This window comes from Pseudomonas nitroreducens, from assembly GCF_014204515.1.
Taxonomy (GTDB): Bacteria; Pseudomonadota; Gammaproteobacteria; order Pseudomonadales; family Pseudomonadaceae; genus Pseudomonas; species Pseudomonas nitritireducens_A.
This window is the reverse complement of the sequence record NZ_JACHLI010000015.1, coordinates 31,144-45,948: the sequence shown is the minus strand read 5'-3', so window position 1 is coordinate 45,948 and position 14,805 is coordinate 31,144. Positions and strand designations below refer to the sequence as shown.

Sequence of the window (14,805 nt, the reverse complement as noted above, 5' to 3'; positions counted from 1 at the left end):
CCGCTCCGGGTTATGCGCCCTACGCGGGCATAGTCGGGTGGGTTCGCGAGCAAGCTCGCTCCTACAGCCCGGCCCACGCTTGGTGCTACACGGCGAGCTGGCTGTCAGTTCGCGCCCACCGCCCGTGCCCGCGCCTGGTGCAGCTTCTTGTAGCTGTCGATCAGGCGCAGGTGGCGGTCAAGGCCTTCCAGTTTCGTGCTGGTGGGCGTCAGGCCGTAGAAGCGCACGCTGCCGTCCAGCGAGCCGAGTACCGCGTCCATGCGCGGGTTGCCGAACATGCGGCGGAAGTTGGCCTCGAAGTCGGCCATGTCCATTTCCTCGTCCAGGTGCACGTCCAGCGCGGCGTTGAGCGCCTGGTAGAACAGCCCGCGGTCGACGGTGTTGTCGTTGTACTGCAGGTACATCTCCACCAGTTCCTTGGCCGTCTCGAAGCGTTTCACCGCGAGGTTGATCAGCAGTTTCAGTTCGAGGATGGTCAGTTGGCCCCAGACGGTGTTGTCGTCGAACTCGATGCCGATCAGCGTGGTGATGTCGGTGTACTCGTCCACCTCGCAGGCTTCCAGGCGCTTGAGCAGCGACTTGAGGCGGACGATGTTGAGGCTGTGCAGGTTGAGGATGTCGGCGCGGAACGCCAGGGCCTTGTTGGTGTTGTCCCAGATCAGGTCTTCCACCGGGTAGATTTCCGAATAGCCAGGCACCAGGATGCGGCACGCGGTGGCGCCCAGGTGCTGGTAGACGGCCATGTAGACCTCCCTGCCCTGCTCTTCGAGGATGCCGAACAGGGTCTGCGCTTCCTGCACATTGGAATCGTCACCGTGGCCGGAGAAGTCCCATTCGACGAAGTCGTAATCGGCCTTTGCGCTGAAGAAGCGCCACGACACCACACCGCTGGAGTCGATGAAGTGCTCGACGAAGTTGTTCGGCTCGGTCAGCGCCTGGCTTTCGAAGGTCGGCTTGGGCAGGTCGTTCAGGCCCTCGAAGCTGCGGCCCTGGAGCAGTTCGGTGAGGCTGCGTTCCAGCGCCACTTCCAGGCTCGGGTGGGCGCCAAAGGAGGCGAATACACCGCCGGTGCGCGGGTTCATCAGGGTCACGCACATCACCGGGAACTGGCCGCCCAGGGAGGCGTCCTTGAGCAGCACCGGGAAGCCCTGCTCCTCCAGGCCCTGGATGCCGGCGAGGATACCGGGGTACTTGGCCAGCACCTCCTGGGGCACGTCCGGCAGTGCCAGTTCGCCTTCGAGGATTTCGCGCTTCACCGCGCGCTCGAAGATTTCCGACAGGCACTGCACCTGGGCTTCGGCCAGGGTATTGCCGGCGCTCATGCCGTTGGACAGGTAGAGGTTCTCGATCAGGTTGGACGGGAAGTACACCGTCTCGCCATCGGACTGGCGCACGAAGGGCAGCGAGCAGATGCCGCGCTCAGTGTTGCCCGAGTTGGTGTCGTAGAGGTGCGAGCCGCGCAGTTCACCGTCCGGGTTGAAGATGTCCAGGCAGTGCTCGTCGAGGATTTCCTCCGGCAGTTCGTCCTTCGCGCCGGGCTTGAACCAGCACTCGTCGGGGTAATGCACGAACGGCGCGTTGGCGATTTCCTCGCCCCAGTACTGGTCGTTGTAGAAGAAGTTGCAGTTCAGCCGCTCGATGAACTCGCCCAGCGCCGAAGCCAGCGCGCTTTCCTTGGTGGCGCCCTTGCCGTTGGTGAAGCACATCGGCGACTGCGCATCGCGGATGTGCAGCGACCAGACGTTGGGCACGATGTTGCGCCAGGAGGCAATTTCGATCTTCATCCCCAGGCCGGCGAGGATTTCCGACATGTTGGCGATGGTCTGCTCCAGCGGCAGGTCCTTGCCCTGGATATAGGTGCTGGCACCGGCGGCGGTGCTCGGCATCAGCAGCGCCTGGGCGTCGGCGTCGAGGTTCTCGACCTGCTCGATGACGAAGTCCGGGCCGGTCTGCACCACCTTCTTCACCGTGCAGCGGTCGATGGAGCGCAGGATGCCCTGGCGGTCCTTCTCGGATATGTCCGCCGGCAGCTCCACCTGGATCTTGAAGATCTGCTTGTAGCGGTTCTCCGGGTCGACGATGTTGTTCTGCGACAGGCGGATGTTATCGGTGGGGATGTCGCGGGTCTGGCAGTAGAGCTTGACGAAGTAGGCCGCGCACAGCGCCGAGGAAGCCAGGAAGTAGTCGAACGGTCCCGGCGCCGAACCGTCGCCCTTGTAGCGGATCGGCTGGTCGGCGATCACCGTGAAGTCGTCGAACTTGGCCTCCAGGCGAAGGTTGTCGAGAAAGTTGACCTTGATTTCCATGCGCGCGCACCACGAAAAGAGAAAAACAACAGGGCCGGCATTATCCGGACAAATGCCGCCGGGGGATACCTTGAGCACCGCGAGCCGTGCGCCGGGCGACGCGCGGCCCGCCCCTCGCGCCCCGCTGACGCGGCGCTTGCGGTAAGATGCGCGGCTTTGCGCCGGCCAGGCGCCCGTCCACGAGGAATCCAGCGTGCTCACATCCCAGGTCATCATTATCGGCGCCGGCGCCGCGGGACTGATGTGCGCAATGAGCGCCGCCGAGCGCGGCCGCCAGGTACTGCTGCTGGACCACGCCAACAAGGCCGGCAAGAAGATCCTCATGTCCGGCGGCGGGCGCTGCAATTTCACCAACCTGTACTGCGAGCCGGCCAACTTCCTGTCGCACAACCCGCACTTCTGCAAGTCGGCGCTGGCGCGCTTCACCCAGTGGGACTTCATCGGTCTGGTGGCCAAGCATGGCGTGCCCTACCACGAGAAGAAGCTCGGCCAGCTGTTCTGCGATAACAAGTCCAGCGACATCCTCGGTCTGCTGCTGGACGAGTGCGAGCAGGCCGGCGTCGACCTGCGCCTGGACACCTCGGTCAGCGAGATCGCTCGCCTCGACGAAGGCGGCTACCAGCTGCAGACCAGCCTCGGCCCGGCGCGCTGCGAATCCCTGGTGATCGCCACCGGCGGCCTGTCGATCCCGACCCTGGGCGCCACCGGCTTCGGCTACCAGATCGCCCGCCAGTTCGGTCACAGCGTGCTGCCGACCCGCGCCGGCCTGGTGCCCTTCACCCTTACCGACCCGCAGCTCAAGGCCCTGTGCACCGAGTTGTCCGGCACCTCGGTGGAAGACTGCCGGGTCAGCTGCAACGGCCAGAGCTTCGTCGAGAACATCCTGTTCACCCACCGCGGCCTCAGCGGCCCGGCGATCCTGCAGATTTCCTCCTACTGGCAGGCCGGCGACGCCATCAGCATCGACCTGCTGCCGCACATCGACCTGCCCACCTGGCTGGCCGAGCAGCAGCGCGAGCGTCCCAACAGCGAGCTGAAGACCCTGCTGGGCGAGCTGTTCACCAAGAAGATGGCCGGCCTGCTGGCCGAACAGTGGTTCGTCTCCAAGCCGATGAAGCAGTACACCCCTGCCGAGCTCAAGGCGATTGCCGAGCGCCTGGGCGACTGGCAGCTGGTGCCAGCCGGCACCGAGGGCTATCGCACCGCGGAAGTCACCCTGGGCGGCGTGGATACCCGCGAGGTGTCGTCGAAGACAATGGAGTCGCTGAAATCCCCCGGCCTGTACTTCGTCGGCGAAGTGCTCGACGTCACCGGCCACCTGGGCGGCTTCAACTTCCAGTGGGCCTGGGCCTCGGGCTACGCCGCCGCGCAGTACGTCTGAGTCGGCCGCTGAGTTCCCGCACAGGGCACCGCTCAGCCCCTTGAGCTGAACTTCTGCGGGCAGCGTGCCCCCAACCCTACTCCTGTCACCGTTGATGAGGAGGGAACATGGGGTCGCTCAATGCCTGGCTGGACCTGACCCAGCTCAGCCGCCTGCTGTTGGTGGTGCTCGCCGCCGCCATCGGTTTCACCATCCTGCGCTTCCTGGTCGGTTCGGCGCGCAGGCGCCTGGAAGGCCGCACCAGTCAGTGGGCGTGCTACGCCGCCGCCATCGCCGGGCGCACCAGCAACCTGCTGATCTTCGTCTTCGCCCTGATGCTCGCGCTGAAGCTGACCACCCTCCCCGACAACTGGAGTTCGGCCCTGGCCCACGCCTGGTTCGTCGTGCTTGCGCTGCAGGTGGCCTGGTGGATGGATGCCTGTGTGCGACTGTGGACGCGCGACCTGTCGCGGCTGCGCTTCGGCGGCATGCAGAACCCGGTGATGGCCTCGCTGATCTCGGTGGTGGTGCTGCTGGTGGTGTGGGCGGTGATGCTGCTGTCGATCCTGGCCAACCTGGGCGTGGACATCACCGCGCTGATCGCCAGCCTCGGTGTGGGCGGCATCGCCGTGGCACTGGCAGTGCAGACCATCCTCAGCGACATCTTCGCCTCGCTGTCGATCGGCTTCGACAAGCCGTTCGAGATCGGCGACTTCGTGGTTTTCGGCGATGTCGCCGGGACCATCGAGCACATCGGCCTGAAGACTACCCGCATCCGCAGTCTGAGCGGCGAGCAGATCGTCTGCTCCAACGCCGAGCTGCTCAAGCAGACGCTGCACAACTACAAGCGCATGAACACCCGGCGCATCGTCTTCCAGTTCGGCGTCAGCTACCGCACCCAGGCAGACAAGGCCGAAGCGGTGGCCGAGCTGGTCCGGAAGATCATCGACGGGGTCGGCGAGGCGAAATTCGACCGTGCGCACCTGCTCTCCTTCGACGAAAGCCGCCTGCTCTACGAGGTGGTCTACATCATGCAAACCGCCGACTACAACCGCTACATGGACGTGCAGCAGCACATCAACCTGCGCCTGTTGGCCGGCATGCAGGAGCTGGGCGTCGAGCTTGCCCTGCCGGTGCGGGAGCTGCGCAATGTGGAAGTCCTCGCCGACGCTCCGCGCAAGCCAGTGGAGCGAAGCCATGCCCATTCGGCGCCTCAACCCGAACAAGGGCGGACCAGTCACTGAGCAGGTGCTTCACTGTTCTGGGCGGCATTCGATGGCTTGGGCGATCGCTGCGGCAACCAGGGGTTTGCAGCAGATCGCCAGGAATTGATATCCAATTGCCATCATTGTGTGCTTAAGTCGGTGCATCGAGCGGGCTGGCAGGGAGGCGGCGTGGTGGCGATCTACAGCAAGGGCAGCTACGAGGTGTATACCCCCGGCGGGGTTGGCAAGCGCATCGGCGTGCTGCACAACGGCCGGGTGGAACTGGCGGACAGCGCCGAGCGCTTCCGTGTCTACGCCAACCACCTGTTCATCGAGCTCGACGGCCAGGACCTGGGCCAATGCGTCGGCGAGATCGACGCCCATGGCCGTGCCCAGTGGCTGGATGGCCGTGCCCTGTTCCGCCTGGTACCCAAGGATTCCTGAAGCCGCCTCAGCAGGCGCTGGCAGCGCCGCTGCGCTGCAGTTCGGCGAGGCAGTCCAGCGCAGCGGCATAGCTGCGGCGCCGTGCGCGCTCCAGGCCGCTGGCGCAGTCGATGACCTGGTAAAGCCCGGCCTCCAGCGCCTGCACGCGAAACTGCGGCTGCGCCAAGGTGATCCGCCGCCGCGACTCGAAAGCCTCGCGGGCCAGAGCGGTGCGGCGCAACAGATTCGGTAACGACTGGCGATCGGGCATGGCAATCCTCTGCCTGGAAGTCCCTGGAGGCCCGCTGATCCTGGCGAGCCGTTCTTCGATTACGCCCCGATAGTAGCCAAATGATATCAATTCGAGTTTGTCGCTGCTCCCGCGCAGGAGCCGGGGAATATCGCCCAGGACCGTAGGGCGCATAACGCGCCAGCGTTATCCGCCGTGGGACATTTGGCGGATAACCCGTTCCGGGTTATGCGCCCTACGTGGGGTTGCCGCGTCGGGAGGGGGCGCGAGGACCGTAGGGCGCATAACGCGCCAGCGTTATCCGCCGCGGGACATTTGGCGGATAACCCGTTCCGGGTTATGCGCCCTACGTGGCGTTGCCGCGTCGGGAGGGGGCGCGAGAAAGTCCCAGCAGGATTCAGCGGACGCTTTCCGGCATATAACAGGCGACGAGGTCGAGGCAGGCGCTCATGCCGTGCTCGATGGCCTTCATGTTGCGTCGCCGCTGCCAGTCCAGCCACAGGCCGTCGAGCATGGCCATGATGGCGTCGGCGGACTTCTCGATGCGCTCGGCGCCCACCTCGCGCTCCTCGGCGATGCGCCGGAGGATTTCCACCAGGCGCTCGCGGTAGATGGCGTAGAGCTTGCGCTCGGTATCGGCGATGTCTTCCTGGAACAGCGAGGCGGACCACAGGTCGATGCGCACCGAGAGGTAGCTGCGGTCGAGGAAGGTGGCGGTGAAGCCGCTGCGCAGGAACACTTCGAGCTGCGCCATGGCGGTGCGCGGCTCGGCTTCCAGCCCGCTGCGGGTCGCCTGGTAGAGCTGGTGCGAGGCGTACTTGTAGGCTTCCACCAGCAGCTCGTTCATGTCCTTGAAGTGGTAGCTGATGTGCCCCAGCGCCATCTCGGCGCGGGCCGCCACCTTGCGTGCGGAGAGCTTGGCGTAGCCCTCCTCGCTCAGGCAGAGGAAGGCCGCCTTGATGATTTCCTCACGGCGCAGTTCAGGGTCGTAGATCTTCTTCGCTTTGGGTTGCGCCACTTTCTGCTGCGACACTTTCTGTTGCGACATAGTGTGCCGGTTCCATCTTGGGCAAATCAGGGTTGGCCATTCGGGGCGGATTATTCCGCCCCGTGTCCGTGCCGGTCAAAAGTTAGTTCATTCAGAGCCTGATCCAGGTCGCCTTCAGCTCGGTGTACTTGTCGAAGGCGTGCAGCGAACGATCACGCCCGTTGCCGGACTGCTTGAAGCCGCCGAAGGGCGCGGTCATGTCGCCGCCCGAATACTGGTTGACCCACACCGAGCCGGCCCGCAGCGCGCGCGCAACCTGATGCGCGCGGGAAAGGTTCGACGTCCACACCCCCGCCGCCAGGCCGTAGGGCGTGTCGTTGGCGATGGCCACTGCTTCCTCGGCATCCTTGAAGCTGATCACCGAGAGCACGGCGCCGAAGATTTCCTCGCGGGCGATGCGCATGTCGTTGCGCACGCCATCGAAGACCACCGGCGCCAGGTAGCAGCCCTCGCCTTCCCCCGTGCCGGCCACCAGCCGGGCGCCCTCCTCCAGGCCGCTGGCGATGTAGCCCTGCACTGACTGCAGGTGCTGGGCATCGACCAGCGCGCCGTAGCGGCTGGCCGGGTCGAGGGCGTCACTGGGTGTCCAGGCGCCGAGCGCGTCGCCCAGGTGGTGCAGAAACTCTTCGCGCACCGAGTCCTGCACCAGCAGGCGCGAGCCGGCGGTGCACACCTGGCCCTGGTTGTAGGCGATGGCGGAGGCAGCGCTGGTGGCTGCCGCGCGCAAATCCGGCGCGTCGGCGAAGACGATGTTCGGGCTCTTGCCGCCCGCCTCCGTCCACACGCGTTTGAGGTTGGACTGCCCGGAGGCGACCATCAGCCGCTTGGCCACGCCGGTCGAACCGGTGAAGGCGATGGCGTCCACATCCATGTGCCGCGACAGCGCGTCACCTGCCTCGGCGCCGAAGCCCGGCACCACGTTCAGCACGCCCTCGGGAATCCCTGCCTCGCAGGCCAGCGCGGCGATGCGGATCGCCGTCAGGGGCGAGCGTTCGGACGGCTTGAGCACCACCGAGTTGCCGCAGGCCAGCGCCGGGCCGAGTTTCCAGCTGGCCATCAGCAGCGGGAAGTTCCACGGCACTATCACTCCGACCACGCCTACCGCCTCGCGGGTGACCAGGCCGAGCTGGTCCTCGGCGGTGGCGGCGATCTCGCCGTAGACCTTGTCTATGGCCTCGGCGGACCAGCGGATGGCGTTAGCCGCGCCGGGTACGTCGGTGGCCAGGGCATGGGCGATGGGTTTACCCATGTCGAGGGTTTCCAGCAGCGCCAGTTCCTCGGCGTGGCTCTCCAGCAGCTCGGCGAAACGGATCAGGGTGCGCTTGCGCTGCACCGGCGCCAGGCGCGACCAGTGCCCGGCCGCAAACACGCGGCGCGCGCTGGCCACCGCGCGGTCGATATCCGCCGCGCCGCCACGGGCGATGGCCGCCAGCTTGCGACCGTCCAGCGGGCTGGTCTTGTCGAAACTGCGCAGGTCCTGCGCGTCGTGGTACTGGCCATCGATGAAGCAGCGGCCTTCGATGGCGAGCGCGGCGGCGCGTTCGCTCCAGTGCTGCCGAGTGGTTGCGGTCATGCTGTGCTCCTTGAGTGGAAAGAGATTCAGGCCACGCCCCGGTGCGCCAGGCCGTCGAGCCAGTCCGGGTCCATCTGCGGCATGCTGTCGAGCAGGCGCGTGACGTAGCTGTCGCAGGGCGGCGTGAACACCCGCTGTTTTTCGCCGAAGTCGACGACCTTGCCGGCCTTGAGCACCAGCACGTCGTCGGCGATGGACTTGACCACCGAGAGGTCGTGGGTGATGAACAGGTAGGTCACGCCCAGGCTCTGCTTGAGGTCGTCGATCAGCCGCAGGATGCCTTCGGCGACCAGCTGGTCGAGGGCGCTGGTGATCTCGTCGCAGACGATCACCGCCGGGTCTGCCGCCAGCGCACGGGCGATACCGACGCGCTGCTTCTGCCCGCCGGACAGTTCGCCCGGCCGCCGCGCCATGAAGCGACCCGGCTCCAGGCCCACGGCGGCGAGCAGTTCGCGGGTGCGCTCCTCGCGTCGCGCGGCACTCAGGCCGCCGTAGAACTGCAGCGGCCGGCCGACGATGTCGCCGATGCGGTGGCGCGGGTTCAACGCGGTGTCGGCCATCTGGTAGATCATCTGGATTGCCCGCAGGTCGTCGCGGCTGCGTTTGGCGTAATGCCCGGCCAGGGGCGCGCCGTTGAACAGCAGGCTGCCCTCGCGGGCCGGCAAGGCGCCGGTGATGCAGCGGCCGAGGGTCGACTTGCCCGAGCCGGACTCGCCGACAATGGCCAGGGTGCGCCCGGGGAAGACCTTCAGCGACACATCGTCGAGCACCTGCTTGTTGCCGTAGCCGGCGCGGATGCCGCGCAATTCCAGCAGCGGCTTCTGGTCGGCGGCCACCGGCGGCCGTGCCTCGCACGCCAGGTTTCGCACCGCCCACAGCGAGCGGGTGTAGTCCGCCTGGGGTTGTGCTATCAGCCGGCGCTTGTCGCCACGCTCCACCAGGTGACCATCCTTGAGCACCATCACCTCGTCGGCCATCTGCGCCACCACGGCCAGGTCGTGGGAGATGTAGATGGCCGCCACCTGGAACTCGCGGACCAGCTCGCGGATGGTCAGCAGCACGTCGATCTGGGTGGTGACGTCCAGCGCCGTGGTCGGCTCGTCGAAGATGATCAGGTCCGGCCGGCAGGACATCGCCATGGCCGTCATGATCCGCTGCAACTGGCCGCCGGAGACCTGGTGCGGGTAGCGCTCGCCGATGCTCTCGGGCTCGGGCAGGGAAATCTTACGGTACAGCTCCACCGCGTCCCGGCGCGCCTGTTCGCGGGCGGCCAGGCCGTGCTCCAGGGCGCTCTCGCAGTGCTGGTCGATCAGCCGGTGCGCGGGGTTGAAGCTGGCTGCGGCGGACTGCGCGACGTAGGCAATGCGTGCGCCGAGCAGCTCGCGATGCTGCGACTCGGGCACCTGGCGCAGGTCGATGCCATCGAAGAGGATTTCCCCGCCGCTGATGCGGCAGCCATCGCGGGTGTAGCCCATGGCGGCGAGGCCGATGGTGGATTTGCCGGCGCCGGACTCGCCGACCAGGCCGAGAATCCGGCCGCGCTGCAGTTGCAGGTCGATGCCGTGGACGATCTCGTTCCAGCCGTCCGCGCCGCCGGCCTCGATGCGCAGGCCGGTGATCTTCAGCAAGGGTTCGCTCATGTTGCGTGTCCTCAGGTACGGGAGCTGACGTTCATCGCCGCTGGGCGAGGAACCAGTCGGCGACGAAGTTGACGGCGATCGCCAGCACGCCGATGGCGGCGGCGGGAATCAGCGGAGTGAGGTCGCCGAAGGAAATCAGCGAAGCGTTCTCGCGGACCATGCTGCCCCAGTCCGCCAGCGGCGGTTGCAGGCCCAGGCCGAGGAACGACAGCGAGGAAATGGTCAGGAACACGAAGCAGAAGCGCAGGCCGAACTCCGCCACCAGCGGCGCGCGGACGTTGGGCAGCAGCTCCACCGCCACCAGCCAGAACAGCCCCTCGCCGCGCAGCCGGGCGACTTCCATGTAGTCGGTCACCACCACGTTGAGCGACACCGAGCGCGCCAGGCGGAAGATCCGCGTGGCGTCCACCAGGGCGATGACGAACACCAGGTTGGCGATGCTGGTGCCGAAGATGGTCAGCAGCAACAGCGCGCAGATCAGCTGCGGCACCGCCATCAGCACGTCCACCAGGCGCGACAGCGCGCCGTCGACCCAGCCGCCCACGGCAGCGGCGATCAGCCCCAGCGAGCCGCCGATGAAGAACGCCAGCGCGGTGGACAGCAGCGCGATGCCGATGGTGTTGCGCGCGGCGAAGATCACCCGCGAGAGCATGTCGCGCCCCAGGGCGTCGGTGCCCAGCCAGTGCTGTGCGCTCCACGGGTCGTATTCGCTGCCGACGATCTCGGTCTCGCCGAAGGGCGCCACCAGCGGGCCGAACAGCGCGAGGAAGGTGTAGAAGAGGATGATCAGCAGGCCGATGCGGGCGGTCCAGGTCATCTGCTTGAAGGTTGCGATCAAGGCATTCATCGGTTCGCCCTCACTTGCGATGCAACAGGCGCGGATTGGTGACGATGGACAGCACATCGGCGAGCAGGTTGATGCCGATGTAGACCACCGCGAAGATGCAGCAGCAGGCCTGGACCACCATGACGTCGCGCTTGATCACCGAGTCCACCATCAGCTGCCCGAGGCCGGGGTAGACGAACACCACCTCGACCACCACCACGCCGGTGATCAGGTACGCCAGGTTCACCGCGATGACGTTGACGATGGGCGCCCAGGCATTGGGCAGTGCGTGGCGCAGGACGATCTTCAGCCGCGACAGGCCCTTGAGCCGGGCCATCTCGATGTAGGGCAGCTGCAGCAGGTCGAGCACCGCGATGCGGGTCATGCGCATCATGTGCGCGGTGATCACCAGGGTCAGCGTCAGTGCCGGCAGGAAGGCCGCCTGCAGGTGCTCCAGCAGGCTCGCCGAGGGCGGCACATCGGCGATGGAGGGGAACAGCGGGTGCTTCACCGCCAGCCAGAGGATGAGGATGTAGCCGATGAAGAACTCCGGCAGCGACACCGCCGCCAGGGAGATGACGTTCACCACGCGGTCGTACAGCGAGTCCTTGTACAGCGCTGCGAACAATCCCAGTAGCAGCGCCAGGGGCACTGCGATCAGCGCCGTGTAGCCGGCCAGGAACAGGGTGTTGAGCAGGCGCTGGCCGATCAGCTCCGACACCGCCCGGCCGTTGGACAGCGAGGTGCCGAAGTCGCCCTGCAGGCTGCCCAGCAGCCAGTGCAGGTAGCGCGTCAGCGCCGGCTGGTCGAGCCCCAGCTCGTGACGCAGGGCGTGCAGTGCCTCGGGAGTGGCGGACTGGCCGAGCAGCTTCTGCGCCATGTCGCCGGGCAGCAGCTGCACCGCCGCGAAGATGAGTGCGGAGACGCCCAGCAGGGTCAGGGCTCCGAGAAGAAAACGCCGCAAGAGAATGGGATAAATCAGAGCCATGTCGTCGACCTGCTGATCGGTGGGCCATTGTTGTTTTTGTGGTGATGGAAACTGCGGGGAGGGCCGCACGCGCCCTCCCCGGCTTGCCGGCAGGCGTTACTGCGAGGCTTTGGTCAGGAAGGCCTTGAGATGCGGCACCACCTGGTCGCTCGCTTCGATCAGGATGGCGTGCTTGAGGTCCGGCAACACCACCAGTTCGGAATGCGGCAGCGCGTCGGCGATCTGCCGGTTCAGCCCCGGATTGCAGCCGCCGTCGAACTCTCCGGTGAGCACCAGGCACGGCTGGGTGACTTCATGCAGCCAGGGCGCCATCTCGGTTTCGGCGTAGATGTGGAAGACGTTGAGGAACACTTCGGCTGGCGTTGCCATCACCTGCTGCTTACGCCACTCGATGACCTCCGGATGCGCCGCGCAGAAGCTTTCGGTGAACCAGCGCTGGGTCAGGGTATCCAGCACCGGGCCGATGCCCTTTTCCTCCATGGCGCGGACCACCTTGCGCACGTTCTCGCTGTCCTGTGGCGAGCGGAATGCCGCGGTGGACAGCAGGCCGACGCTCAGCACGCGCTGCGGATACTTGTGCGCATAGGCCGGGCCGATCATGCCGCCCAGGGAATGGCCGATGATGTGCATCTGCTCGATGCCCAGCCTGGCGCGCAGGGCTTCCAGGTCTGCGACCAGCTCGTCCAGGCCGAAGTCTTCGCTGGGCAGCGGCGACTCGCCGTGGCCGCGCAGGTCATAGCGGATGCAGGTGAAGCTGTCCTTGAGCGCCTCGGTGACCTTGTCCCAGCCGGTCTTGCGCGCGCCGATACCGTGCACCATCACCAGGGCCGGGCCCTGGCCGTCCACCACGTAGGCGCAATCGATTGCCTTGCTCATCGTTCGCCTCCTCAGGCCTGCGTCTTGGCTTCAGCAATGCTCTTTTCAGCAAGAATCTCGGCGTAACTGCGTCCGCCCGTGCCCCAGTCCACCGGATCCACCTCCTTGAGCAGGATGGTCACCGCCTGGGCCTTGCCACCGCAGACCTGCAGGTAGGTGTCGGTCAGCGCCTGGATCAGCTCGCTTTTCTTTTCAGGGGTGCGTCCGGGGAAGAGCTCAACGGTAATCAGGGGCATCAGCCGGTCCTCTTGTTCAGGGTAGGTTGCGTGGTATTGGCGCTGAAGTGCGGAATGATCTGCTCGCCGAAGCGCCGCATCATGTCCAGGCTGTCCTCCTGGGACTGGCCGAAGTTGGCGGTCATGATCACTTCGTCGATGCCCGCCTCGGCGTAGGCCGAGAGCTGGTCGATCATCTGCTCGCGGGTGCAGATCAGCAGGTTCTTGCCCAGTTCCTCGATGGACTGCTGGCGCGGCAGCGCTTCGATGCCGCCGCCATGGACGATGCCGGGGCCGGTGAACACGTTGTCGAAGCGCCGGTAGTACTCGTAGGCAAGCTGCAGCTTCTCGCGGGCATCCGCCTCGTCGCGGGCCAGGTAGGTGGCGCGCTGCAGCGAAAGCCGGGCGTGCCGGGAAGATTTCGGCTTGGCCTCGGCCTTGCCGCGGCGGAAGGCGTTGACCTGGTCCAGCAGCATCTGGTGGTCGCCACTGAGCGGCGTGGTCTGCACCGAGAAGCCCTTGCATGCGCTGGCCTGGATGCCTTCGGGGGCCATGCTCGCCACCACCAGCGGGATTTCCCGTTCGGGGCGCGGCATCACGGTCAGCGGGCCGAACTGGTAGTACTTGCCGTCCCAGCTCACTTCCTTGCGCGTCAGCAGCGCCTGCAGCACGGCGAGGGATTCGTCGAAGCGCTCGCGGGTCTCGTGCATCGGCACGCCGAGCATCTCGATCTCGTACTTGAAGGCGCCGCGCCCGACGCCCAGCACCAGCCGGCCATCGCACAGCGCGTCGGCCTGCACCACTTCTCCGGCGAAGACGCGCATATCGCGGATCGGCAGCACGGCGATGGAAGTGACCAGCTCGATGTGCCGGGTGACCGCGGCGATCTTCACCGCCATCTGCAGGGGCGAAGGCACCAGCAGGATGTTGATCAGGTGGTGCTCGGGGATGGAGATGCCGGCGTAGCCGACCTCCTCCGCCACCACGGCCTGCTCGACCATCTGCTCGTAGAGTCGTTTGCCGGAGGCATCCGGGTCGGGCAGGTAGGAACTTAAGAAATGGTTGAATTCCATGTTGTCATCCACTCGGTGGTCTTAGTGTTTCCAGTCCAGCCAGGGCACGGGCTGGCCCGCGATGCCGGCGATGCGTCCGCCGTCGGCGGTGTCGCAGTAGATGCCGAAGCTGTCGGCCTGGCGCTCGCTGAAGAAGCGGTGGAGCATGCTGGTGCAGTAGTCGCCGCGAACCAGCCGCCAGGGCTCGTCTTCGGCACGGAACAGGCGTACCTCGCGGCCTGCGCTGGCGGTCGGGGCCAGCTCGCCGCTGGCATCGGCGCGGAAGATCAGGCGGGTGAAGTCGTCCCCCGCCTCCTCGAACATCGAGTAGATGAACGACACCTCGCCGACCAGGCCGACGCGGCGGAACACCTCGTCGATCACCGCTTTCTGGCTCACCCCGGCGCGCCAGAACACCTCGGGAATGTTCCAGTGTTCCTGGCCCGCCTCGCGCACCAGCAGCACGCCGTTGTCGCGGGCGATCAGGCAGCCGACCTTGAGCGCGCTGCCGCGCTCGACCTGGATGGCCTTGGCGCCCTCGGCGAAGTCGATGTAGCTGCCACGGAAGTAGCCCAGCGGGCTGCCGACGCTGCTGCGGTAGCGCTGCACCTCGCCGATCAGGATCACGTGATCCCCTGCTTCCACCAGGCTGTGGCGGGTGCAGCTGAGCACGCTCAGGCTGTCGGCCAGGCACGGCACGTCGGCCTCGCAGGAGAGCAGTTCGACGCCGGCGAACTTGTCCGCCGTACGCCCGGCGAAGCGGTTGGACAGCTCGCGTTGCCAGTCGCCGAGAATGTTGATGGCGAAGCGCTCGGCGGCGCTGAACACCGCCAGGCTGCCGGCGCTTTTCGCAATGCACACCAGCACCAGCGCCGGGCTCAGCGACACCGAGGTGAAGGAGTTGGCGGTGAAGCCGCGCGGAGTGCCATCGGCCTCGCGGGTGGTGACGATGGTGACGCCGGTCATGAAGGTGCCGAAGACGTTGCGCAGGCTGCGGGTGTCGTCGGCGCTGACCGGATGCCAGTCGAGGTTGCTCATCTCGC

The 14,805-nt window shown here is 66.4% G+C and carries 14 protein-coding genes; 3 read left to right on the top strand and 11 right to left on the bottom strand.

Annotated elements, in window-relative coordinates:
• Positions 1–104: 104 nt before the first annotated feature.
• Positions 105–2,306 (bottom strand): OsmC domain/YcaO domain-containing protein, encoded by a 2,202-nt coding sequence (locus HNP46_RS18655; protein ID WP_184591803.1) that lies wholly within the window; start codon positions 2,304–2,306, stop codon positions 105–107.
• Positions 2,307–2,499: 193 nt separating this feature from the next.
• Here HNP46_RS18655 and HNP46_RS18650 point away from each other — a divergent pair, with 193 nt between their 5' ends.
• The 3 genes from HNP46_RS18650 to HNP46_RS18640 all read left to right on the top strand — a co-directional run bounded on the left by HNP46_RS18650 (position 2,500) and on the right by HNP46_RS18640 (position 5,315).
• The gene (locus HNP46_RS18650; RefSeq protein WP_184591801.1) at positions 2,500–3,687 is read left to right on the top strand and encodes an NAD(P)/FAD-dependent oxidoreductase; all 1,188 of its coding nucleotides are present in this window, start codon (positions 2,500–2,502) and stop codon (positions 3,685–3,687) included.
• A gap of 107 nt (positions 3,688–3,794) precedes the next feature.
• Positions 3,795–4,910 carry a mechanosensitive ion channel family protein gene (locus HNP46_RS18645; RefSeq protein ID WP_184591799.1) on the top strand — a complete coding sequence of 372 codons (1,116 nt, stop codon included), beginning with the start codon at positions 3,795–3,797 and terminating at the stop codon, positions 4,908–4,910.
• Positions 4,911–5,063: 153 nt separating this feature from the next.
• Entirely contained in the window at positions 5,064–5,315 is a 252-nt protein-coding gene (locus HNP46_RS18640) for a hypothetical protein (protein WP_184591797.1), read from the top strand.
• 7 nt (positions 5,316–5,322) lie between these two features.
• Here the strand turns inward: HNP46_RS18640 and HNP46_RS18635 are convergent, their stop codons facing one another.
• The 10 genes from HNP46_RS18635 to HNP46_RS18590 form a co-directional block, all read right to left on the bottom strand.
• Positions 5,323–5,565, bottom strand: a complete 243-nt coding sequence (locus HNP46_RS18635) for a hypothetical protein (protein ID WP_184591795.1) — start codon at positions 5,563–5,565, stop codon at positions 5,323–5,325.
• Positions 5,566–5,941: 376 nt separating this feature from the next.
• Positions 5,942–6,592, bottom strand: coding sequence for a TetR/AcrR family transcriptional regulator (locus tag HNP46_RS18630; protein ID WP_184591792.1), 651 nt, complete (start codon positions 6,590–6,592; stop codon positions 5,942–5,944).
• A gap of 91 nt (positions 6,593–6,683) precedes the next feature.
• Positions 6,684–8,165, bottom strand: coding sequence for an aldehyde dehydrogenase (locus HNP46_RS18625; protein ID WP_184591790.1), 1,482 nt, complete (start codon positions 8,163–8,165; stop codon positions 6,684–6,686).
• A 26-nt stretch (positions 8,166–8,191) separates the two neighbouring features.
• Positions 8,192–9,805 (bottom strand): ABC transporter ATP-binding protein, encoded by a 1,614-nt coding sequence (locus HNP46_RS18620; protein WP_184591788.1) that lies wholly within the window; start codon positions 9,803–9,805, stop codon positions 8,192–8,194.
• A gap of 31 nt (positions 9,806–9,836) precedes the next feature.
• Entirely contained in the window at positions 9,837–10,652 is an 816-nt protein-coding gene (locus tag HNP46_RS18615) for an ABC transporter permease (protein ID WP_184591786.1), read from the bottom strand.
• Positions 10,653–10,662: 10 nt separating this feature from the next.
• Positions 10,663–11,619: an ABC transporter permease gene (locus HNP46_RS18610; RefSeq protein ID WP_184591784.1), complete on the bottom strand. Its 957-nt coding sequence runs from the start codon at positions 11,617–11,619 to the stop codon at positions 10,663–10,665.
• Between the two features lie 96 nt (positions 11,620–11,715).
• Positions 11,716–12,495 carry an alpha/beta fold hydrolase gene (locus HNP46_RS18605; protein ID WP_184591782.1) on the bottom strand — a complete coding sequence of 260 codons (780 nt, stop codon included), beginning with the start codon at positions 12,493–12,495 and terminating at the stop codon, positions 11,716–11,718.
• A gap of 11 nt (positions 12,496–12,506) precedes the next feature.
• Positions 12,507–12,731, bottom strand: a complete 225-nt coding sequence (locus HNP46_RS18600) for a tautomerase family protein (RefSeq protein ID WP_184591780.1) — start codon at positions 12,729–12,731, stop codon at positions 12,507–12,509.
• Positions 12,731–13,783: an LLM class flavin-dependent oxidoreductase gene (locus HNP46_RS18595; RefSeq protein ID WP_184591778.1), complete on the bottom strand. Its 1,053-nt coding sequence runs from the start codon at positions 13,781–13,783 to the stop codon at positions 12,731–12,733. Before HNP46_RS18595 ends, HNP46_RS18600 begins: the two co-directional genes overlap by 1 nt.
• Before the next feature lie 21 nt (positions 13,784–13,804).
• Entirely contained in the window at positions 13,805–14,800 is a 996-nt protein-coding gene (locus HNP46_RS18590; RefSeq protein ID WP_184591776.1) for a flavin reductase, read from the bottom strand.
• Positions 14,801–14,805: the final 5 nt, after the last annotated feature.